The following is a 20,240-nucleotide window of genomic DNA, read 5'->3' on the forward strand; positions in this document are numbered from 1 at the left end:
GCAACATTCTTGCTAGGGTTCCTGGCATGTCGACCGGCCGCTACCACCACGGCGATCTCAGGGCGGCCTTGCTGGCGCAGGCCGGCCAGACGCTGCGCGTGTCGGGTGTCGACGGGCTTTCCCTGCGCGAACTGGCGCGCGCGGTCGGGGTCAGTCATGGTGCGCCCCGCCGGCATTTCGAGGACAAGGCGGCACTGCTGGAGGCGCTCGTCGCCGATGGATTTCATCGGCTACACCGGGCGCTGGAAGATGCGGTGCAGCCTGGACATTCGGTCGTCGATGGGCTGAAAAACGTTGCCAACACCTATATTCGATTCGCCGGCGACAACCCGGCGCTGCTCGATCTGATGGCGAGCAGTCGCTATCTCGCGGATGCTTCCGACGCCTTGACCGACGCGCGTGACGCCGCATTCGCCCCGGTGCGAAATCTTGTCGAAAGGGGTCAGGACACCGGGGAATTGGCGGCCGGTGACGTGCGCCGGGTGGGCACTCTGATTTTTGCCACCGTGCACGGACTGGCCACGATGGCCACCAATCGGATGATCGACCCGCTCGACGACGATCTGATCGTCGACGCGGTCAGCTCGCTGCTGACCGGACTGGGTTCAGTGCAGTGGCAGGCTGATCGGCGCGCTGCCGAGTCCTAGGGCAATTTGATCGCCGATACGTACATCTCGACCATGGGCCGGTAGAGGTCGACATCGTCGAGTTCGCTGCCCAGGACCACCGAGTCGCTGGTGGCGATGAGAACTTGGGCGAACGTCTTCGGCGGTATCAGCAGGGTGCCGCCGAATTGCTCGATGCCGTTGACGATGAACTTTGCCAGCGCGTCGACTACCTCCGAACGCTTGGCGGCGACGCGGTCCCGTGACTCCGGGTTTCGCCGGAGGTAGAGCGTGAACTCATGCCCCAAGGCGGCGTGCTCGGCACCGCGATCTTGGCTCAATTGCCTCCAGCGCTTTGCGATCTCGTCGCGTTCACGCGTGCCGACCTGTTTCGCGCTCGACATCACCTCGGCGAAATTGTCGAAGTAGCGCCGCCAGTAGCGGTCACTCACGGCCAGGAACAGGTCTTCCTTGGTCGTGAAGTGCTTGTAGATGGCGCCCTTGGTGTAACCGGCGGCTCGCGCAATGTCATCCAGTGTGGCTGGCGCGAAACCTTTTTCGGCAAATACCTCTTCGGCGGCGTCGAGCAGTACTGAGCGGGTGTGCTCCAGTCTGCGTTCTCGGGTCCAGCGCTCCGCCATGGCAGAATTCTGCCACAGAATCTGAGTGACCTATTGGAATCTCAGATACCCATGAGTATATTTGCACCCGTTGGCCGGGCCTGGCACCACCGGCTGCTCCACGATCGCCAAGGGGAATCCGAACATGAGTGATCTGTCCAAGAAGCCTGCTGTCACCGAATCGATCGGCGGCGTCGCCGAACTCGAGAAGCAAGGTCCGCCGTCGTCGAATGCGTACAGAATCTGGGCGACCGTCGGCGGTGTTTTTCTGCTGGTGACGTTGTATGTGTTCACCCGGTGGGTGACCGGCCCCTACTTCGAGCCGGTGTCGGGTGGCCCGAGCGAGCCACCGATGTATATGAAGATCCCGCTGATGGCCAATGCTGTGGTGCTCTGGGTGGGTCTGCCGTTTGCCTTGTGGTTCTTCATTATTCGGCCTTGGATGCGTGAGCGGCGCATCACGCTCGACGGCATGCTGCTCGTGTCGATGGGCCTGATGATGTTCCAGGATCCGATGCTCAACTACTACAGCACCTGGTGCACGTACAACGCCTGGCTGTTCAACCAGGGGTCGTGGGCGCCGTACATTCCGGGCTGGGTGGCACACGAGGAACCGGGCCACACGGTGCCCGAACCGCTGCTGACCAACATCCCCGGCTATGCGTACGGTGTCTTGCTGCTCACCATCGTCGGCTGCGCGATCATGCGAAAGATCAAGAACCGTTGGCCTGGGATCAGCAATCTGCGGCTGGTCTTGGTCACCTATGCGATCGCCTTTGTCTTCGACTTCGTCATGGAGGCCCTGATCATGTTGCCGATCGGGTTCTACTCCTATCCCGGTGCCATCCAGTCCTTGTCGTTCAACGCCGGCACCTACTACCAGTGGCCGATCTACGAGGGGCTGATGTGGGGCGGTGTCCAGACGGCGCTGGTCTGCCTGCGCTTCTTCACCGATGACCGTGGCCGCACCGTGGTCGAACGGGGGATCGACCGGGTCCGCGGCGGGTTCGTGAAACAGCAGTTCGTCCGCTTCCTCGCCATCTTCGGTGGTGTCAGCGCGTGCTTCTTCCTCTTCTACAACGTTCCCGCGACCTGGCTGGGCATGCACGGAGATGCGTGGCCCGAAGATGTCCAGAAGCGCTCGTACTTCAACCCCGGGATCTGCGGCGAGGGAACCGACCGGCCGTGTCCGAATCCTGATCTGCCGCTGCCGACCAAGCACTCGGGGTATGTGAACCACGAAGGCGAACTGGTGCTGCCGGATGGGGTGAGCATCCCGCCCGTGGTGCCGATCCAAAGGCCCGAAAAGTGACGACGGTCAGCAAGTTTCGGCCGTCCGCCGAATCAGGGACACGGCCGCCGTTCTATCGTGCCGCGGGCCGGGAGGTGGAGACCTTCCGGGCGGCCGCCCGCCGCGGCGCGCCGGTGCTCCTCAAAGGCCCCACCGGGTGTGGCAAGACCCGTTTCGTCGAGGCGATGGCTCACGAACTCGGTCGCGAACTCATCACCGTCGCCGGCCACGAGGACATGACATCTGCGGATCTGGTGGGGCGCTTCCTGCTCAAGGGCGGCGAAACCGTCTGGGTGGACGGCCCGTTGACCAGAGCGGTGCGCGCCGGCGCCATCTGCTATCTCGACGAGATCGTGGAGGCGCGTCAGGACACAACGGTGGTCATCCATCCGCTCGCCGACCACCGGCGCGAGCTGCCCATCGACCGGCTGGGCACCACCTTGTCCGCGGCGCCCGGCTTTCAACTGGTGATCTCCTACAACCCCGGTTACCAGAGCATCCTGAAGAGCCTCAAAGACTCGACCCGGCAACGCTTCGTGGCGATCAGCCTCGACTTCCCGACAGCTGAGGTCGAGACCGAGATCGTCGCCTCCGAGGCTGGAATCGACTCATCCACCGCGGCATCGCTGGTCGTCCTCGGAAACGCCATCCGGCGTCTCGACGGCTCGGCGCTGAGCGAGGTGGCCTCGACCCGCATGCTGATTCTCGCCGGTGGTCTTGCCGCCGAAGGACTCAACCTGCGCGATGCTGTCCAGTCCGCGGTGGTGGAGGTGCTGTCCGACGATCGCGACATCATCCGGAGCCTCGGGGAACTGGTTGACGCAGTCCTGCTGCCGCAGTGAGCACCGGCCTCCCGGAACCGCATCACTTCCGGTTTCTGGCCGGTTTCCTCGCCGGGCGCCCGATCGAGGTGGCCGTGGGCCACACGGACGAGCCCGCGTACACCGACGGGCGGGTCGTCTTCGTGTCGGCGAACGCCGATCGGGACCGGCAGCGCCGCGAGGTGCTGGTCCAGAGCGCACTCCTCGGAGCCGGAAGCCTCGATGGTCAGTACGTCAGGCGACTGCGGGCGCGGCCGTCGGTTGCGCGCCGCTATCTGGGGCTCGAAGGCTATCGTGTCCTGGCCGAACTCGGCCCGCGGATCGCACTGGCGGCATCGGTCGCCCCCGCCCCGGCGGTACAGTCGGCCAGTTGCGAGGAATCGCTGCAGATCGCCCTGGGCAGAACCGAACTAGACGCGACTCCCGATTGGTTCGGGACGATCAAACCGACCAAATTGATCCGCGGCCGCGGCGAATCTGGCTCTCCGGCGACCGATACCGATGTCCCGATGATCACCGAGCATCCCGACGCGTCGGAAATCGATGACGACGATGACGACGATGACGACGACGGACCGTCCGAGAAGAGCTGGATTCTCAAACTTTTCGAGGCTCCGCTCGGTATGCAGGCGCCCGCGAAGTTCTTGCGCACGCTCTTCGGCAGCTCTCGCTCGCCCGGAGGTGAGGGCGCCGGGGCTGAAGTGGGGGTCGGCTCGATACGACGGACTTCGCACGCCGGGGTGAATGCGCGGCCGGCACCGACCCCGATCCACTTCATCGGTGCCGGCAGGCCTGGCTCGGCTCTCACTGTCGGCGGCGCCCTGTATCCGGAATGGAACGTTTTCGGCGACCGGTATCGGGAGAACTGGTGCCGCGTGATCGACTATCCGATCACCGTCCCGGCGGATGTCTCGGCCGTTCGCGTGGCGCGCGACGCCGTGCTGCGACGCAGGCTGGCACGAGTCGGCCTCGGAACCAAAGTGTTACGCGCCCGCGCCGACGGTGACGACGTGGACATCGAGGCCATGATCGACCTGTTCGTCGATCTGCGCTCAGGCCATTCACCGCCCGAGCATGTGTACACCGAGCGCCGTCGACTCGCGCGCAATCTCGGTGTGCTCATCCTCGTCGACGCATCGGGATCGGCGACCGACGCCGACGGCGAAGGCCTTGCCGTCCATGAGCACCAACGACGCGCCGCTGCGACGCTTGCTGCGACGCTAGAGGAACTCGGTGATCGCGTGGCCGTCTACGGTTTTCGTTCGCAGGGCCGCCGCGCGGTGCACCTGCTCGCCGTCAAGACCTTCGGTCAACGCTTCGGCGCCGCCGAGCGGTCCCGGCTCAGCCAGCTTCAGCCCTTCGGCTACACCCGCCTGGGCGCCGGAATCCGTGGAGCTGGTGAGATCCTCAAAACCAAAGCGGGAACGCCACACCGGCTGCTGCTCGTACTGTCCGACGGGTATCCGTACGACGACGGCTACGAGGGACGATATGCCCAGGCCGATGCCGCCAAGGCCCTCGAAGAACTGCGGGCCGACGGCGTGGCCTGCCTGTGCCTGTCCATCGGCGCACCTGCCGATCCTGACGCGCTCGATCGGGTCTTCGGGTCGGCCAGTCACGCCGGGGCCGCTACGTTGTCGGAGCTGAGCCCGCGGATGGATGAGTTGTTCTTGTCCGCACTGGCAGAACTGGCTGCTCCGAAGCCACGGTGACGGGCGTGAGGAGTTGATCAACACCACGCATTGTCGTCGCGTCCGGCTTTGCGTAACAACGTCTTGAGTTGTCGCTGTTCGGAGGGTGTCAGCCGGTCGAGTACCCGCTGATCGGCGGTGTGCACGGCCTCCTCGGCACGGGTGAGCAACGCCCGGCCGGACGCTGTGAGTTCGGTGGGCAGTGCTTTACCTGCCGCCGCGGTATCGGGTCGGTGAACAGCGCCCGCGGCTTCCAGTCGGTGCAGTAACTGATTGGTCGCCTGCGCGCTGACATTGGTGAAGCGGGCCAGTTCGGCGCTGGTGAGCCCGGGATTCAGCGAGATGATCCGGAGGCACACGAACTCCGCCAGTCCGAGTCCGATCGGGGCGAGAACTGCGGCGACCTCCGGGCGCAGTGTCGCGGCCACTCGGTGCAGCAGATATCCCAGCGGCTCCCCGTCCGAGGCAGTCATAGCTGGCATCTTCACATGCGCCGACCCCGCCGGCCATCCGGATCGACCGCGCCGTTTCGCCCACAGCTCAACCAGTTCTCAGCCAGATCTCATTGAATTGGCCCCGACTCGAGCGTATCAAGGAACTTGATACACCTGTTGGACCGCACTCCTGCGGTCCGGCTTAAACCTGGAAAAGGATGTGTGACATGGGTTTTGGAGGATTTGGTGGCGGCTGGGGTCCGGCGGGATTCGGCGGCGGCTGCGGCCATGAAGGACAGGGCGGTTTCGGTCCGGGAGCGTTCGGCGCGGGCGGCTTCGGCGGAGGTTTCGGCGGCGGTGGGTTCGGTAAGGGTTTCGGCCCGGGTTTCGCGCTCAAGCGTGCGGCGATCGGCACCGCGGCTCTGCTGCTCGACGGGCCGGCCACGGCCGAGCAGATCGTCGAGCGCACCACCGAGGCCACCGGCGGCGCCTTGACCCCGCCGCTGGACATCGTCGAACTGGCCATCTCAGGACTGGCCGGCCGCGGTGTGGTCACCGTCTCCGACGGGGTCGCCACTCTGACCGAATTCGGCACCCAGCTGCTGGCCTGGCGTGGTGTCACCAGCGAGACCGCGCACGCGCTGTTGGGCAAGGTGGGAAAGTTCGCCGACGTCATCAAGATCCGTGCCGGCCTGCACGAGGTGGCGGGCCTGGCCCGCACCATCGCGTTCACGGGGACCGACGAGCAGAAGGCCAAGCTCGGTGAGGTTCGGACGAACCTGCTCGCGGCGATCACCGAGGCGAAGAAGGCTCTGCACGGGGCGCTGGCCGAAAGCTGAAATCGCCGCCGAGACTACGGTTTGTGACGCAATTTCGGCTGACCGCATCAGAAACCGTAGTCTCGGCGGAGGTCGGTTCAGCGCAGCACTGAGCCCGGGTTGAGGATGCCGAGCGGGTCGAGGGCATCCTTGATGCGTCGGGTCAGTTCGATCACGTCATCGCCGAGTTGCAGTGGCAGCCAATCCCTTTTGAGTCGGCCGATACCGTGCTCGCCGGTGATGGTGCCGCCCATGGCGATGGCCAGTTCCATCACCCGGGCGAACGCCTGACGGGCGCGCTCGCTCATATCCGGATCGTCGGCGTCGAACACCACCACCGGATGGGTGTTGCCGTCGCCGGCATGAGCGACGACGCAGATCAGCACGTCGCAATCCTCGGCGATGTGTTTGATACCGGCCACCAACGCGGGTAGGTCGGGTACCGGCACCGTCACGTCCTCGAGATAGAACGTGCCCAGCTGCATCAGTGCCAGGCCCACCAGCCGCCGGGCCGCCGTCAAGGCAGCGCCTTCCTCGGCATCGTCGGTCGCGTAAACCTCAGTGGCCCCGGACTTCTCGCAGGCCTCGACGATGTGGGCGATCTCCTCGGCCGCCGCGCCCGGTGCATCGGACTGGACCAGCAGCAGTGCCTGCGCCGAACGGTCAAGGCCCATGCGGCGGTAGTCCTCGACTGCATTGATGGTGGCGTGATCCATCAGCTCCAACATGGCGGGCCGAACTTTGGCCGTGATCGCCACGACGGCGTCGGCGGCGTCCTCCACCGAGGCGAACACCGCGACCACCGTCGACGCCGGAGGCTGTGCCGGGATCAGCCGCAGGGTGAGTTCGGTGATCACCCCGAGAATTCCCTCGGAGCCGACGAACAACTTGGTCAGTGACAGTCCGGCGACGTCCTTCAACCGTGGGCCGCCCAACCGGACGGCGGTGCCGTCGGCCAGCACGACCTGCATGCCCAGTACGTAATCACTGGTGACCCCGTACTTCACGCAGCACAGTCCACCGGCATTGGTCGCCGCGTTCCCGCCGATCGAAGAGATCTCGACAGAGCCGGGGTCCGGCGGGTACCAGAGGCCGTACTCGGCGGCGGCCTTCTTCACCTCGGAGTTCAGCAGGCCGGGTTGCACCACCGCGGTGCGGTTCGCGGTGTCGATGTGGATCTGCCGCATCCGTTCGGTGCTGAGGATGATGCCGCCGTCGACGCCGTTGGCGCCGCCGGCGAGCCCGGAACCCGCGCCTCGGGCCACCACGGCGACACGGCGCGAACTGGCCCACCGCAGCACGGCCTGCACGTCCTCGGTGCTGGTGGCCCGCACCACGGCTCGCGGCACCCCAGCCTCGGGATCGAGAGCGGCGTCGCGGCGATATCCCTCGATCACGGCCGGGTCGGTGAGTACCGCGCCGTCGGGTAGGTCGGCGGCCAGCGTGGCGATCTCGGTGTCCGGTGCGGACATTTTCAGGAGCTTACCGACCGGCAGCGGAGCTCGCGGTGAGCTGAGCCCGGGCCCGCGCCCAGGTCAGGAATTCCGCGACGGCATCGGCGGTGTAGTGCCCGCGGGGTGAGCCGAAGATGTCGAAGGCGTGCTGTGCATGCGGGATCTCGGCGTAGACCACGGGCGAATTCGACACCCGGCGCAGGGCGGCGACGAAATCGCGGCCTTCCACCACCGGGATGAGTGAGTCGTTGGTCCCGTGCAGGACGAAGAACGGCGGTGCGTCCGGGTGTACCAGAGTGATCGGTGAGGCGTCCCGGTACACCTGATCATTGGTGGCGAGCGGCAACTTCACGATCAGCCGCTCCAGGATCTCCATGAACTCCTGACGTCCGGGACCCGTGGTGCTGAACCAGTCGTAGCGACCGTAGACGGGTACCGCCGCCGCCACCGAGGTGTCCGCGTCCTCGAAACCGGGCTGCCACTTGGGATCGTTGGGCGTCAACGCGGCCAAGGCGGTCAGATGCCCGCCCGCCGAACCGCCGGTGATACACACCGCGTCCGGGTCACCGCCGTACTCGGCGATGTTCTCCTTCACCCAGGCCAACGCGCGCTTCACGTCGATGATGTGGTTGGGCCACGGGTGGCGCGGGCTGATTCGGTAACCGATCGACACACAGATCCAGCCCTGCTCGGCCAGGTGGCTCATCAGCGGATACGACTGCGGCCTGCGCATCCCGATCATCCATGCCCCGCCCGGGACCTGCAGCAGCACCGGTGCTTTGCCGTCGCGCGGCAGGTCCGGGCGCATCCAGATGTCGGCCAGATTGGCCCGGTGCGGGCCGTAGTGGACGGTCTTGCGGGCGTAGCGGCGCCGGCTCATCGCGGTGGAGTACACCTCACCCCGACGCAGGGGCCGCACTGTCGTGGGGTATTCGTCGGCCAGGGCTTCGTGCACCGGATTTTCGAAGTAGGGCCGTGATTGCACACCGCGCCGGTGCACCAGCACCAGCAGGCCCCAGGAAATGGCCTTGAGCAGCAACGAGATTCGGCCACCCGCGGAGCGGTAGTCGCCGCGGATGGCGCGGCGCAGCGCATCGAGGGCCGACACGGTGATCACCAGCGGGGCATTCTCCGAGGTCGGCCAGCCGAACGCGAAGGACTGGACCGTGGTGTAGCCCCTACGTCCGAGCGGTTTCACCGCGTTGGCAGCGTTGAGCAACTCGGCGGCGGCAAGGAGCAGCCGCCTTCTTGGTCCAGGTTGGCGGTCAGCCACTCACGATCTCCTGCAGTTGACGGCGGTCGATCTTGCCGGTGCTGTTGCGCGGCAACTCGGCCAGCACGGTGATCTCCCGCGGCACTTTGTAATTGGCGAGGTTCTCCCGAACATACGCCTTCAGGTCGTCGGGCGTGGCAGCGCCCGAGACCCTCACGAACGCCACCAGGCGTTGGCCGTACTGCTCGTCGTCGACACCGATGACCGCGGCCTCTGCGACATCGGCATGGCCGGCCAGCACTTTCTCGACCTCGATCGGATAGACGTTCTCGCCGCCGGAGACGATCATCTCGTCGTCGCGACCCACCACGAACAGCCGGCCTGCCTCATCGAGGTAACCGACATCACCCGAAGACATGAAGCCCTCGTGGAAGTTTTTGGTGCTGCCGGAGGTGTAGCCGTCGAACTGCGTGGAGTTGCGGACGTAAATGGTGCCCACCTCGCCGGCGGGAACCTGTCGGAATTCCGCGTCGAGAATGCGGATCTCGGTACCTTCGGCCGGTTTACCCGCGGTGTCAGGTGCGGCGCGCAGATCGGCAGGCGTCGCGGTGGCGATCATGCCTGCCTCGGTGGCGTTGTAGTTGTTGTAGATGATGTCGCCGAACCGGTCCATGAAGGCGGTGACGACGTCCGGACGCATGCGCGAGCCGGACGCTGCGGCGAACCGCAGCGTGCGGCCGTCGTAGCGATTCAGGACGTTCTCGGGCAGGTCCATGATCCGGTCGAACATCACCGGCACCACGCACAGGCCCTTCGCCCGATGCCGGTCGACGAGCTCGAGGGTGGCCTCGGGATCGAACTTGCGCCGCGTCACGATGGTGCAGGCCATCGACGCCGCGAAGGCCAGCTGGGAGAAGCCCCAGGCGTGAAACATCGGCGCCACGATCACGACCCGCTCTTCGGTGTGCCAGGGGGTCCGGTCGAGGATCGCCTTGAGCACCTCGGGGCCGCCACCGGAATGCTTGGCGCCCTTGGGAGTTCCGGTGGTGCCCGAGGTCAGCAAGATGACCTTGCTTTTCTCGGTGGCACGGCGCGGCTCGGCGCCGCGGTGCTGCTCGACCAGTTTCGCGACGGTGAGGTCGTGGGCGTGGGTGTCGGTCCACGCCACGATCCGCGCGGCCTCGGGCCGGTCGGAGAGGGCCAAGGCGGCGGTGTCGGTGAACTCCTCGTCGTAGATGACCGCGTCGACGGATTCGCGGTTGACCACCTCGGCCATGGCCGGCGCGGCGAACGACGTGTTGAGCAGCAGCACGTCGGCGCCGATGCGATTGGCCGCGATCAGTGACAGCACGAAGCCGCGGTGATTGCGGGCCATGATGCCGAGCACTTTGGGTTCACCGCCCGGCAGCGCCTGCAGGCCGGCGGCCAGGGCATCGGCCTGCTGATCGACCTGCTGCCAGGTCAGCGTGCCGAGTTCGTCGACCAGGCCCGGCCGGTTCGGACACCGCTGTGCCGAGGCCGCGAAACCCGAAGTGACACTCATGTTCTCGCGGGCCATGGCCGACGCGATGCGCAGGTACTTGTCCGGGCGCATCACGGTGATGATTCCGGCCCTGCGCATGGTGGCCACCAGGCCTGCGACGTCGGACACTCGGTCCACCGGTCCAGTCAGCAGATCAAGCGGATTCACCGGTGCTCAGCCGATCACCGGGAAGCGGCGCTCTTCGGCCAGCTCGTCCAGCGCGCGCTGCATGACCCGGCGGACGTGCGCGTCGACCTCGTCGATGTCGGGGTTCTCGCCGAATTCGGCCTCGATGTCGATCGGCGGCAACGTCTTCATCACGATCTTGGACGGCAGCGGCACATTGAGCGGCAACACCGCCGACAGGCCGAACGGGAAGCCGAACGACACCGGCACGATCTTGGTGCGGGCCATCCGCGCGATCGGGCCGAGTGCCTTGGCGATCTCGGTGCCGCGGGACAGGAACAGTTGGGTCTCCTGGCCACCGATGCCGACCATGGGCACGATCGGGACGCCGGAGTTGATCGCCGCCTTGATGTAACCGGTACGCCCGGCGAAATCGATCTTGTTCGCCGACAGGGTCGGTCGGTACACGTCGTAGTCACCGCCGGGGAACACCACGACCACGCCACCCGAGCGCAGCGCCTCGTCGGCGTTCTCGTGGTTGGCCCGGATGAAGCCGGTCTTCTTGAAGAAGGCCGCGGTCGGGCCGGTCATCAGCATGTCGTGGCTGAGGGTGTAGACCGGGCGCTCGTAACCGAACTTCTCGTAGAAGCCCGTCGCGAACACCGGCACGTCCAGGGCGAACAGGCCACCGGAATGGTTCGACACCACCAGGGCGCCCCCGTTGGGGAAGCTGTCCAGCCCGCGCACCTCGGCACGGTGGTAGCCCTTGATCAGCGGCCGCAGCAAGCCCATGACCTTCTCGGTCAGGCTCGGATCCCACTTGGTGATTTCGGACGGGTCGATGTCGGTCGCGGCCACAGGGTCCCCCTATGTGGATTGGAACGTGTTCTATTTTTGCTAGTGTACCCAGGTCGAGGGCGAAAAACCCATTCGCTTCGCAGGGTCGTTCACCTACTGCCGAGTAGCCGCGGTCAATCCTCTCAAAACCACAGGTCCGCGGTGTCGCTATGAGTCCAGCTCACTGATCTCCTCGCCGACGTTGCGCCGGGCCTGGGCTTCCCAGCGTTGCCGGCCCGCCTCGGTGTGGAAGATCGGTCCGTCGAGCAACGCCGCGAGCACGCGCGCCCGCGCCGGTCGGAACACGTCGTCGGGCACCGATGCGTACTCCTCGCGGACCGCGTCGGCGTACTGCCGGTAGCGCAGTGCCGGCGCTGCGAGTACCGACAGGTCTGCGTCACTCAGCACCGCCGCGTTGACGTCCTCCGGCTCGACCTTGTGCGACTTGGTGGCCAGGACGAGTCGGGCGACTTCGCCGCTGTCGGGCGATTCGGCCAACAGTTGGCGGGCCAACGCCGCGGAGCGGTCTTCGTTGTCGTCGCGACCGATCTCGTAGATCGCATCGTGAAACCACGCCGCGAGTTCGACCGCTTCCCGGTCGAACTGCAGTCCGTCCTCGGCAAGGACGCCGATCGCGTCGAGCACTTCCCGCAGGTGCGCGACGTTGTGGTGCTTCCGGTGCGATTCGGACCAGCGGGCCAGCAGGTCTTCCCGCAGTCGCTCGGTGAGATGTGCAGCCATAGGGCCAGTGTCCTCCGAGATTGACCACGACCACCGTTGAGGCACCATTGCGATCATGGGATCAGACCTCACTGCGTACCTCGACCGGATCGGCCTTGCGGGTCCGGTGTCAGCCGATGTGGAGACGCTGCGCAACGTCGTCGCCGCGCATGGTCGCTCGATCCCCTTCGAGAACCTCGACCCCCTGCTGGGCATCCCGGTCGCAGACCTCAGTGCAGAGGCGTTGGCGGACAAGCTGATCACCCGGCGCCGCGGTGGCTACTGCTACGAGCACAACGGTCTGCTCGGCCACGTCCTGGACGAGCTGGGATACGGCGTCGACCGGTTGGCCGGGCGGGTGGTCTGGATGAAGGAGCCCGACGCGCCGTTGCCCGCGCTCACCCACAACGTGCTCGCCGTGACGGTGCCGGGAGAGGCCGGACGCTTCCTGGTCGACGTCGGTTTCGGCGGGCAGACATTGTCGTCCCCTATCCGTTTGCAGACCGCCGCGGTGCAACAGACCCGCCACGAGCCCTACCGGTTGATGGAATTGCCCACCCAGGGCGCACCGGTATACGAACTGGCCGCACAGGTCCGCGGGCAGTGGCAGCCGCTGTACCGATTCACCGCCGTGCCGCAACCACGCATCGACCTCGAAGTCGGAAGCTGGTACGTGTCAACGCATCCCGGCGGAATCTTCGTCGTCGGGCTGACCGCGGCCCTGGTCACCGACGATGCCAGGATCAACCTGCGCGGCCGGAACCTGGCCATCCACCACCACGACGGGACCGAGAAGATCCGCTTCGACACCGCCGAGCAGGTGCTCGATGCGCTCACCGGGCGGTTCGGGATCAACCTGTCCGATCTCGACGGCGTCGACGTCGAGGCCCGGGTGGCACAGGTGCTGGACAGCTGAGGGCCGCGCGAGCGCAGCAGGAAATGTCATGTCCCGCGGACGGGCAGCCGACCATACTCGGTGACCGTGGAGGAACAACCGAACGGGCGTGACCGGTTGCGGGAACTGCTCGACGCCGTCGTCGACGACGCGAACTCGGGCGTCGGTGACATGGCGCGCAGCAGTTACGCGTCGGAGTTTCACTTCTCCCGGGAGGTCCGCAGACTCACCGGAGAACCGCCCGCGGCGTTGCGCCGTCGAGTCATGCTCGAGCATGCGGCGTGGCGTTTGCAGCAGGGGGCCGGAGTGGCCGAGGTGGCCGAGTCCGAGGGCTGGTCTTCGGCCGAGGTGTTCTCCAGGGCGTTCCGTCGCGCGTTCGGGGTGCCGCCGTCACGTGCCGGCGCTGTGGGATTTCGGCTCACCGCGCCCAACGGCGTGCACTTCCATCCGCCGCAGGCCTTGTGGTGTGACGCCGACCCGAGTGAGGCCACCGGTCCGGACATCGCGCAGTTCATGCTCGTGCACGACGTCGCCGACACCGAGTACCTGATCGGCGCCGCCCGCAAGCTCTCCGAAGAGCAATGGGGGCAGGAGATCTCACCGGCGCAGGTAGTGCTCGACTGGGACGGACCCGAAGGAAGTGTCGCCGCGGTGCTCGGCGCGATCGTGTGGACCAAGGAGGTCTGGCTGGCCACCATCGAAGGCCGGGACTTCCCCGCCCGGACCGCGACCAGCCAGGCGTCTGCCGAGCAGCTAGAGGCGCATCACGCCGACATCGGAAAGCGCTGGACCACAATGATCTCCGAATACTCGGCGGCGGGACGGCTGGGGGACACCGTCATCGACGCACTGTGCGATCCGCCGGAATCCTTTCAGCTGTACGGGATCATCGCGCACGTGCTGACGTACTCCGCGCACCGGCGTGCCCTCGCGCGCGGCATGCTGGCCCGGCACGGTGTCGCTGTCGACCGGGGTGACCCACTCGAATGGATGAGAAAGGACTGACCGTTGAAGACTGTGTACTACACCGCGTCGAGCCTGGACGGTTTCATCGTCGACAACGAGGCCAGTCTGGATTGGCTGATCTCGCGGAACATCGACCAGCAGGGCCCGTTCGGCTATGACGAGTTCATCAAAACCATTGGTGCCCTTGCGATGGGATCATCGACCTACGAATGGATCGTGAAGAACCAACCCGATGAGTGGGCGTATGAGCAGCCGACGTGGGTGCTGACCCACCGACCCGAGATCGTGGCTGCTGAGCATCCGGTGCAGGTGTTCTCTGGTGACGTTGCCGAGCTGCATACCGAGCTGGTGTCGGCTGCGGCGGGCAAGGACATCTGGGTGGTCGGGGGAGGGCAGGTCGCTGCCCAGTTCGTCACCGCCGGACTGATCGACGAGATGATCGTCAGCTACGCACCCTGTTCGCTGGGTGCGGGGTCGCCGGTACTGCCGGTCCGGTCCGAGTGGGCATTGGCCGAGAGTGCGCTCAACGGCGATTTCGTCTGCGCCCGCTGGGTCAGGGCGCAGACTGCCGGCTGAGCCGCGGGACGCCGTTACGGAGGACGAATTCCTTTGACTTGATCAGGAATTCGAGTTGGCGGGCGACATCGTGCAGGGGCTCGACCGATCTCGACGATCGGCACAGCACCACGGCGCCCTCCAGTGCTGCGATGCACATGACCGCCAGCGAGGACGCGTCGGACGCGTCGAAGCCGTCGGCGGCGAAGTGGGCGGTCAGGGCGGTGCGCCAGCGGTCGAAGACCGCGCCCGCCGCCGCGGTGAGTTCCGGTTCCTCGTCCGGGTCGGCGATCGCCACCGCGACCACCGGGCAGCCCGCGGTGAAATCGCTTCCGGTGAGCACTCGCTCCCAGAATTCGACGAACCGGTGCACCAGATCCCACGCGTTTTCCGACGTTTCGGCGCCGACGACATCACCGATCGTGTCCGCGGCGAACTGCAGCGCCTCCATCAGGATCTGGCGGCGACCGCCGGGGAAATGGTGGTAGACGGAACCGCGAGGTGCGCCACTACGGGCCAGGACCTCGTCGATCGTGACGCCGGCAGCGCCTCGCTCACGTAGTACCTCGACCGCGCTGCCGAGCATGCGGGCGCGGGTGGAGCCGCGTTTGTTCCGCGGCTTCGTGGCGGAGTCAGGCGACCCGGTCATGCAAGAACTGCGAGGAACAGCGAAGCAGCATCCGCGGGGTGATGGTGCGCACCGGAGTATGTGGTGTGCGGACCCGACGGGTGAACCGGTGACCGGCGAGGTTGAGTTCAACGACCCACATCGCGCACCGCCCTTCTATGTCATCCACCATAGAAATGATGGAATCCTCGCATGATATCGAGTATCTAACGAACATGCTTGTGGATAAGAGACTAGCAGGTGAACGGCTTCTGAACAGGTCCTGCCACGCTTCGGTGGACCTCAGCCGAATTATGATGTCTTGCATAATTCTGCGAACAGGCGTTGACTGCCCCCATGACGACGGACCCGGCCCTCGACACTCTGACGTTGCATCGGGACGGCCACGTCCTGCTGATCGGACTCAACCGTCCGGAGAAACGCAACGCGTTCAACGTCGCGATGCTGACCGATCTCTCGCTCGCCTACGGACTTCTCGAATCGGACGACGACCTGCGCGTCGGGGTGCTGTTCGCGCACGGTGACCACTTCACCGCGGGCCTCGATCTCGTCGACGTCGCCCCCTACGTGGCCAGTGGCGATCTGCCCATGCCCGAGGGTGGACGCGACCCGTGGCGCCTCGACGGCGAGTGGACCAAGCCCGTCGTCGCCGCGGCCCAGGGTCGATGCCTGACCCTCGGCATCGAACTGCTCCTGGCCGCCGATGTCCGTGTCGCGGCGCAGGACACCCGGTTCGCGCAGATCGAGGTGTTGCGCGGCATCTACCCGTTCGGCGGTGCCACCTTGCGGCTGCCGCGCCAGACGGGCTGGGGCAATGCCATGCGATGGCTGCTGACCGGCGACGAGTTCGACGCCGCCGAGGCGTACCGCATCGGGCTGATCCAGGAAGTCGCGCCGGACGCAGACGCGGCCCTGACCCGAGCCTGCGCGATCGCACACACGATTGCCGATCGCGCCGCCCCGCTCGGAGTCCGGGCCACCCTCGCCTCGGCGCACACCACCCGCCGCGACGGGGATGATGCCGCGATTGCGCGACTGCGGCCTGTGGTCGCTGAACTGTTCGCCACCGCCGACGCGGCCGAAGGCGTGCAGTCCTTCATCGAACGTCGGGCCGCGAACTTCCAGGGCCGCTGAGGGTTCGGCGCGAACAGCTAGCCCGCGGTATCCAGCGCGACCAGGGCCGCGGCCACGGCGTAGAACTTGTTGGACCCGAGCTGGCGCACGGTCTTGATGTTGAACGCGGCCGCGAGATGCTCGGCATCGGCGTCGGTGACCCCGGCCAGGGCCGCCGGAGAGGCGTCCAGGATCTCCTTGAGCGACTTGTCCTCGTAGGCCTTGTCGAGCGACTTGGCCAGATCAACGGAAACTGCCACGGTGCCTCCTCGTTGTTGGGCTGCCCACCGTAGTTGCCCAACCTGAATGCGGGCTGTCCATCTACTGGCCGAGCAGACGCAAAACTGCCCCAAAACTGGTGTTTTGGGGCAGTTTTACGTCTGCTCGCGCAGAGAACTCTCGTGGAGTTTTACTCCGGGGTGTAGCCGAACGGCAGCAGCACGCTCTTGGCCTGGGTGTAGGCGTCGATGCCCTCGGGGCCGTTCTCGCGGCCGATGCCCGAGTTCTTGAACCCGCCGAACGGGGCGCCCGGATCGAAGGCGTACATGTTCACCGCGTAGGTGCCGGTGCGGATCTTGGAGGCGATCTCGACAGCCTTCGGGAAGTCCGTGGTGTACACGCTGCCGGCCAGGCCGTACGGCGAGTCGTTGGCGATGCGCACCGCGTCTTCTTCGGTGTCGAACGGGATCACCACGAGCACCGGCCCGAAGATCTCCTCCTGCGCGATCGTCATCGAGTTGTCGACGTCGGCGAAGACGGTCGGCTGCACGAACCAGCCCGAGTCCAGACCCTCGGGGCGGCCACCGCCGGTGACGATGCGGGCACCCTCTTCGACGCCCTTCTTGATGTAGCCCTCGACGCGGTCACGCTGCTTCTCCGAGATCAGCGGGCCGATCATCGAGGCCGGGTCGTCCGGCAGGCCGACCGGCATGGCGGCGACGGCGGCCGAGAGCTTCTCGACAACCTCGTCGTAGCGCGACCGCGGTGCCAGGATGCGGGTCTGGCCCACACAGGCCTGGCCGCAGTTCATCAGGCCGGAGAACACCAGCATCGGCAGGGTCGAGTCCACATCGGCGTCCTCGAGGATGATCGCCGCGGACTTGCCGCCGAGTTCCAGCGTGCAGGGCTTGAGCTTCTCGGCGGCGATCTTGCCGATCTCCCTGCCGACACCGCTGGAGCCGGTGAAGGTGAACTTGTCCAGCTCGGGGTTCGCGGTCAGAGCGCGGCCGGTCTCGGGACCGCCGGGCACGACCGACAGCACGCCCTCGGGCAGGCCGGCCTCGGCGAGCACCTCGGCGAACAGGTTGGTGGTCAGCGGGGTCTCACCCGCCGGCTTGAGCACGACGGTGCAGCCCGCGAGCAGGGCCGGGCCCAACTTGTTGCAGGCCAGGAAGAACGGCACGTTCCAGGCGATGACGGCGCCCACAACACCGATCGGCTCCTTGATGACCAGGGTCTGGCCGTAGATGCCGTCGCGGATGTCCTTCCAGTCGTACTTGTCGGCTGCGCCGGCGTAGTACTGCAGGCTCGAGACGCCCGCGCCGAACTGCATCATGTCGACGATGGTCGGCGGCTGGCCGGTCTCCAGCTTCAGCAGGTGCTTGAAGTCCTCGGCCCGCTCGTTGATGAGCTCGACGGCCTTGGCCAGCACGGCCTGGCGCTCCTCGGGCGACATGTGGGGCCACGGGCCCTCGTCGAAGGCTTTGCGGGCCGCGGCGCACGCGGCGTTGACGTCGGCCTCGGCGGCGAGCGGGACCTGGCCGACCTTCTCGCCGGTCGCGGGGGAGAAGACCTCGATGACCTCGGAGGTCGAGGGCTCCACCCAGTGGCCGCCGATGAACAGTTTGTCGAATTCCGTCCTTATGGCGGCTGCGCTTTGTGTCATGGCCGTCACATTACCTAGATTTCCCAGAAAAACGAGAACCTGTTCCAGTGGACGGGTTAGGACGGCCGAAGAACCAGAACCAGATTGCTCACCAGGAACTCCCGCAACCCTGGCACCGAGGTGATCCACCAGGCCCATCGTGGGTGGTAGCGGGGAAATGCGGCGATCAGCGCGCCCGTGCTGGCGGCCCACTGCAGACCATCGGCCGCTGACACCGCGAACAACGACGAGCCGTAGTCGTTCTTGGGTCGGTGCCCGTGTTTGCGGGCGTAGCGCTCGGCCGCCCGGGCTCCGCCCAGATAGTGCGTCAGCCCCATCTCATGGCCGCCGAACGGACCCAGCCACACCGTGTAGGACAACACCGCCAGCCCACCCGGCTTCGTGACCCGCAACATCTCGTTGCCCAACCGCCACGGGTGCGGCACATGCTCGGCGACATTGGAGGAGAGGCAGATGTCGACGCTGTCGTCGGCGAACGGCAGTGCCATCCCGGAGGCCCGGACGAAGGTGCCTTCGGTCGCGTCCGCGGCTGGTCCCGCATGCATTTCCCGGGGGTCCGGTTCCACCCCGATGTAGTCCATGCCCGCCGCATCGAATGCCGAGGCGAAGTAGCCGGGTCCGCCGCCGACGTCGAGCACGGTGCGCCCAGAAGGAGATTCACCGGTGGCGCCCGACCACAGATCGGTGACCAGGTCGACGGTATCGGCGGCCAGCGCGCCGTAGAAGCGGGCCGGTTCGGTCTGCTCGAACCGGAACTGGGCCAATAGGCGCACGGACCTGTTCAGGGTTGCCCGGCGGGCGAAGCGCGCGGAGATGTCGCTGGGCTGCACCTGCCCAACCTACTGACCGGTACTCTCAACACGATGTCTGCCCGTCCCGACCCTCGCCTGCGGAGCGTCCTGCTGCTCTGCTGGCGCGATACCGGGCACCCCCAGGGCGGCGGCAGCGAGGCCTATCTACAGCGGATCGGCGCGTGCCTGGCCGACGGCGGCATGGACGTCACGTTGCGCACAGCGCGGTACCCGGGTGCGGCTCGGCGCGAGGTGGTCGACGGGGTACAGATCAACCGGGCCGGCGGGCCCTACAGCGTGTACATCTGGGCCGGGCTGTCCATGGTGGCCTCCCGCGTCGGTCTCGGGCCGCTGCGCAAGGTCCGGCCGGATGTCGTCATCGACACCCAGAACGGGCTGCCGTTCCTGGCCCGGCTGGCGTTCGGCCGTCGGGTGGCGGTGCTCGTGCACCACTGTCACCGGGAACTGTGGCCCGTGGCGGGCCCGATGAAGGGCCGCATCGGCTGGTTCGTCGAGTCCAAACTGTCCCCGCGGCTGCACCGTCGCAACCAGTACGTCACCGTCTCCCTGCCCTCGGCCCGCGATCTCAACGAGCTCGGGGTCGATTCCGGCCGGATCGCCGTGGTGCGCAACGGACTTGACGAGGCTCCCGGTCCCACGCTGGAGCTGCCGCGGTCGACCAGTCCGCGCCTCGTGGTGCTGTCCCGGCTGGTGCCCCACAAGCAGATCGAGGACGCCCTCGAAGCTGTCGCGACACTGCGCACCAGGATTCCCGGGCTGCACCTGGACATCCTGGGCGGCGGCTGGTGGCGGAAACGGCTGGTCGAACACGCCGAACTACTCGGCATCTCCGATTCGGTGACGTTCCACGGCCACGTCGACGAAGAGACCAAACACCGTGTGCTGCAGCAGAGTTGGGTGCATGTGCTGCCGTCACGGAAAGAAGGCTGGGGACTCGCCGTCACCGAGGCCGCCCAGCACGGGGTGCCGACCATCGGTTATCGCGCATCGGGCGGGCTGAACGACTCGATCGTGGACGGGGTCACCGGGCTGCTGGTGGAGGATCGTGATGCCCTGGTCGCCGGGCTGCACCAGCTGTTGAGCGACCCGGTGCTGCGGGTCCAGTTGGGCAGCAAGGCGCAGGCCCGCAGCGACGAATTCTCTTGGACGCTCAGTGCGGACGCGATGCGGGCGGTGCTGGAATCGGTGCACGAGGGCAACTACGTCAGCGGACTGGTGTAGCCACACCGGTCAC

21 protein-coding genes are annotated in these 20,240 nt (G+C 66.5%); 10 read left to right on the plus strand and 11 right to left on the minus strand.

The window, feature by feature from the left end; all coding sequences use genetic code 11:
- The first annotated feature begins 26 nt into the window (after positions 1-26).
- Positions 27-647, plus strand: a complete 621-nt coding sequence (locus tag A5779_RS33850; protein ID WP_064882066.1) for a TetR/AcrR family transcriptional regulator — start codon at positions 27-29, stop codon at positions 645-647.
- On the opposite strand, the gene A5779_RS11980 is transcribed toward A5779_RS33850, so the two are convergent.
- Positions 644-1,246, minus strand: a complete 603-nt coding sequence (locus tag A5779_RS11980; RefSeq protein ID WP_064882068.1) for a TetR/AcrR family transcriptional regulator — start codon at positions 1,244-1,246, stop codon at positions 644-646. The genes A5779_RS33850 and A5779_RS11980 overlap by 4 nt on opposite strands.
- A 124-nt stretch (positions 1,247-1,370) precedes the next feature.
- Here A5779_RS11980 and A5779_RS11985 point away from each other — a divergent pair, with 124 nt between their 5' ends.
- The 3 genes from A5779_RS11985 to A5779_RS11995 are packed head-to-tail and all read left to right on the plus strand — an operon-like array spanning position 1,371 to position 5,049.
- On the plus strand, positions 1,371-2,537 hold the full coding sequence (locus A5779_RS11985) for a spirocyclase AveC family protein (RefSeq protein WP_064882177.1): 1,167 nt from the start codon (positions 1,371-1,373) through the stop codon (positions 2,535-2,537).
- Positions 2,534-3,358 (plus strand): CbbQ/NirQ/NorQ/GpvN family protein, encoded by an 825-nt coding sequence (locus A5779_RS11990; protein WP_064882070.1) that lies wholly within the window; start codon positions 2,534-2,536, stop codon positions 3,356-3,358. The genes A5779_RS11985 and A5779_RS11990 overlap by 4 nt, the downstream gene beginning before the upstream one ends.
- Positions 3,355-5,049: a nitric oxide reductase activation protein NorD gene (locus A5779_RS11995; protein WP_064882072.1), complete on the plus strand. Its 1,695-nt coding sequence runs from the start codon at positions 3,355-3,357 to the stop codon at positions 5,047-5,049. The genes A5779_RS11990 and A5779_RS11995 overlap by 4 nt, the downstream gene beginning before the upstream one ends.
- Before the next feature lie 17 nt (positions 5,050-5,066).
- Here the strand turns inward: A5779_RS11995 and A5779_RS12000 are convergent, their stop codons facing one another.
- On the minus strand, positions 5,067-5,501 hold the full coding sequence (locus A5779_RS12000; protein ID WP_082941657.1) for a MarR family winged helix-turn-helix transcriptional regulator: 435 nt from the start codon (positions 5,499-5,501) through the stop codon (positions 5,067-5,069).
- A gap of 188 nt (positions 5,502-5,689) precedes the next feature.
- Between A5779_RS12000 and A5779_RS12005 the strand changes: the two genes are divergently transcribed.
- Complete coding sequence (locus A5779_RS12005) at positions 5,690-6,301, plus strand: hypothetical protein (protein WP_064882075.1); 612 nt, start codon at positions 5,690-5,692, stop codon at positions 6,299-6,301.
- Between the two features lie 77 nt (positions 6,302-6,378).
- Here the strand turns inward: A5779_RS12005 and A5779_RS12010 are convergent, their stop codons facing one another.
- The 5 genes from A5779_RS12010 to A5779_RS12030 all read right to left on the minus strand — a co-directional run bounded on the left by A5779_RS12010 (position 6,379) and on the right by A5779_RS12030 (position 12,173).
- Positions 6,379-7,752, minus strand: a complete 1,374-nt coding sequence (locus A5779_RS12010) for an FAD-binding oxidoreductase (RefSeq protein ID WP_064882076.1) — start codon at positions 7,750-7,752, stop codon at positions 6,379-6,381.
- Positions 7,753-7,762: 10 nt separating this feature from the next.
- Positions 7,763-9,007 (minus strand): alpha/beta hydrolase, encoded by a 1,245-nt coding sequence (locus tag A5779_RS12015; protein ID WP_064882078.1) that lies wholly within the window; start codon positions 9,005-9,007, stop codon positions 7,763-7,765.
- Positions 9,000-10,598, minus strand: a complete 1,599-nt coding sequence (gene fadD12 / locus A5779_RS12020; protein ID WP_082941660.1) for an acyl-CoA ligase FadD12 — start codon at positions 10,596-10,598, stop codon at positions 9,000-9,002. Before fadD12 ends, A5779_RS12015 begins: the two co-directional genes overlap by 8 nt.
- 45 nt (positions 10,599-10,643) lie before the next feature.
- Positions 10,644-11,453 (minus strand): 1-acyl-sn-glycerol-3-phosphate acyltransferase, encoded by an 810-nt coding sequence (locus A5779_RS12025; protein ID WP_064882081.1) that lies wholly within the window; start codon positions 11,451-11,453, stop codon positions 10,644-10,646.
- Between the two features lie 147 nt (positions 11,454-11,600).
- Positions 11,601-12,173, minus strand: a complete 573-nt coding sequence (locus tag A5779_RS12030) for an HD domain-containing protein (RefSeq protein WP_064882083.1) — start codon at positions 12,171-12,173, stop codon at positions 11,601-11,603.
- A gap of 55 nt (positions 12,174-12,228) precedes the next feature.
- Here A5779_RS12030 and A5779_RS12035 point away from each other — a divergent pair, with 55 nt between their 5' ends.
- Genes A5779_RS12035 through A5779_RS12045 form a run of 3 tightly spaced genes read left to right on the plus strand, consistent with a single transcriptional unit; the run spans position 12,229 to position 14,589 of the window.
- On the plus strand, positions 12,229-13,068 hold the full coding sequence (locus tag A5779_RS12035; RefSeq protein WP_064882085.1) for an arylamine N-acetyltransferase family protein: 840 nt from the start codon (positions 12,229-12,231) through the stop codon (positions 13,066-13,068).
- A gap of 60 nt (positions 13,069-13,128) precedes the next feature.
- Positions 13,129-14,052, plus strand: a complete 924-nt coding sequence (locus A5779_RS12040; RefSeq protein WP_064882087.1) for a helix-turn-helix domain-containing protein — start codon at positions 13,129-13,131, stop codon at positions 14,050-14,052.
- A 3-nt stretch (positions 14,053-14,055) separates the two neighbouring features.
- The gene (locus A5779_RS12045; RefSeq protein ID WP_064882089.1) at positions 14,056-14,589 is read left to right on the plus strand and encodes a dihydrofolate reductase family protein; all 534 of its coding nucleotides are present in this window, start codon (positions 14,056-14,058) and stop codon (positions 14,587-14,589) included.
- On the opposite strand, the gene A5779_RS12050 is transcribed toward A5779_RS12045, so the two are convergent.
- Positions 14,567-15,217: a TetR/AcrR family transcriptional regulator gene (locus tag A5779_RS12050; RefSeq protein WP_064882092.1), complete on the minus strand. Its 651-nt coding sequence runs from the start codon at positions 15,215-15,217 to the stop codon at positions 14,567-14,569. The two genes, A5779_RS12045 and A5779_RS12050, sit on opposite strands and share 23 nt — an antisense overlap.
- A gap of 315 nt (positions 15,218-15,532) precedes the next feature.
- Between A5779_RS12050 and A5779_RS12060 the strand changes: the two genes are divergently transcribed.
- Complete coding sequence (locus A5779_RS12060) at positions 15,533-16,330, plus strand: crotonase/enoyl-CoA hydratase family protein (protein ID WP_064882096.1); 798 nt, start codon at positions 15,533-15,535, stop codon at positions 16,328-16,330.
- A 17-nt stretch (positions 16,331-16,347) separates the two neighbouring features.
- Here A5779_RS12060 and A5779_RS12065 read toward each other — a convergent pair whose 3' ends face one another.
- The 3 genes from A5779_RS12065 to A5779_RS12075 form a co-directional block, all read right to left on the minus strand.
- A complete protein-coding gene (locus A5779_RS12065) occupies positions 16,348-16,569 on the minus strand; it encodes a hypothetical protein (RefSeq protein WP_064882098.1) in 222 nt (73 codons plus the stop codon).
- Between the two features lie 149 nt (positions 16,570-16,718).
- Positions 16,719-18,194 (minus strand): aldehyde dehydrogenase, encoded by a 1,476-nt coding sequence (locus A5779_RS12070; protein WP_064882183.1) that lies wholly within the window; start codon positions 18,192-18,194, stop codon positions 16,719-16,721.
- 56 nt (positions 18,195-18,250) lie between these two features.
- Positions 18,251-19,009, minus strand: coding sequence for a class I SAM-dependent methyltransferase (locus tag A5779_RS12075; RefSeq protein ID WP_413784910.1), 759 nt, complete (start codon positions 19,007-19,009; stop codon positions 18,251-18,253).
- Positions 19,010-19,057: 48 nt separating this feature from the next.
- On the opposite strand from A5779_RS12075, the gene A5779_RS12080 reads away from it, so the two are divergent.
- Positions 19,058-20,227 (plus strand): glycosyltransferase family 4 protein, encoded by a 1,170-nt coding sequence (locus A5779_RS12080; protein WP_064882101.1) that lies wholly within the window; start codon positions 19,058-19,060, stop codon positions 20,225-20,227.
- The last annotated feature ends 13 nt before the right edge of the window (positions 20,228-20,240 follow it).

Origin of the sequence: Mycolicibacterium peregrinum (assembly GCF_001665625.1) — a bacterium.
Taxonomy (GTDB): Bacteria; Actinomycetota; Actinomycetes; order Mycobacteriales; family Mycobacteriaceae; genus Mycobacterium; species Mycobacterium peregrinum_B.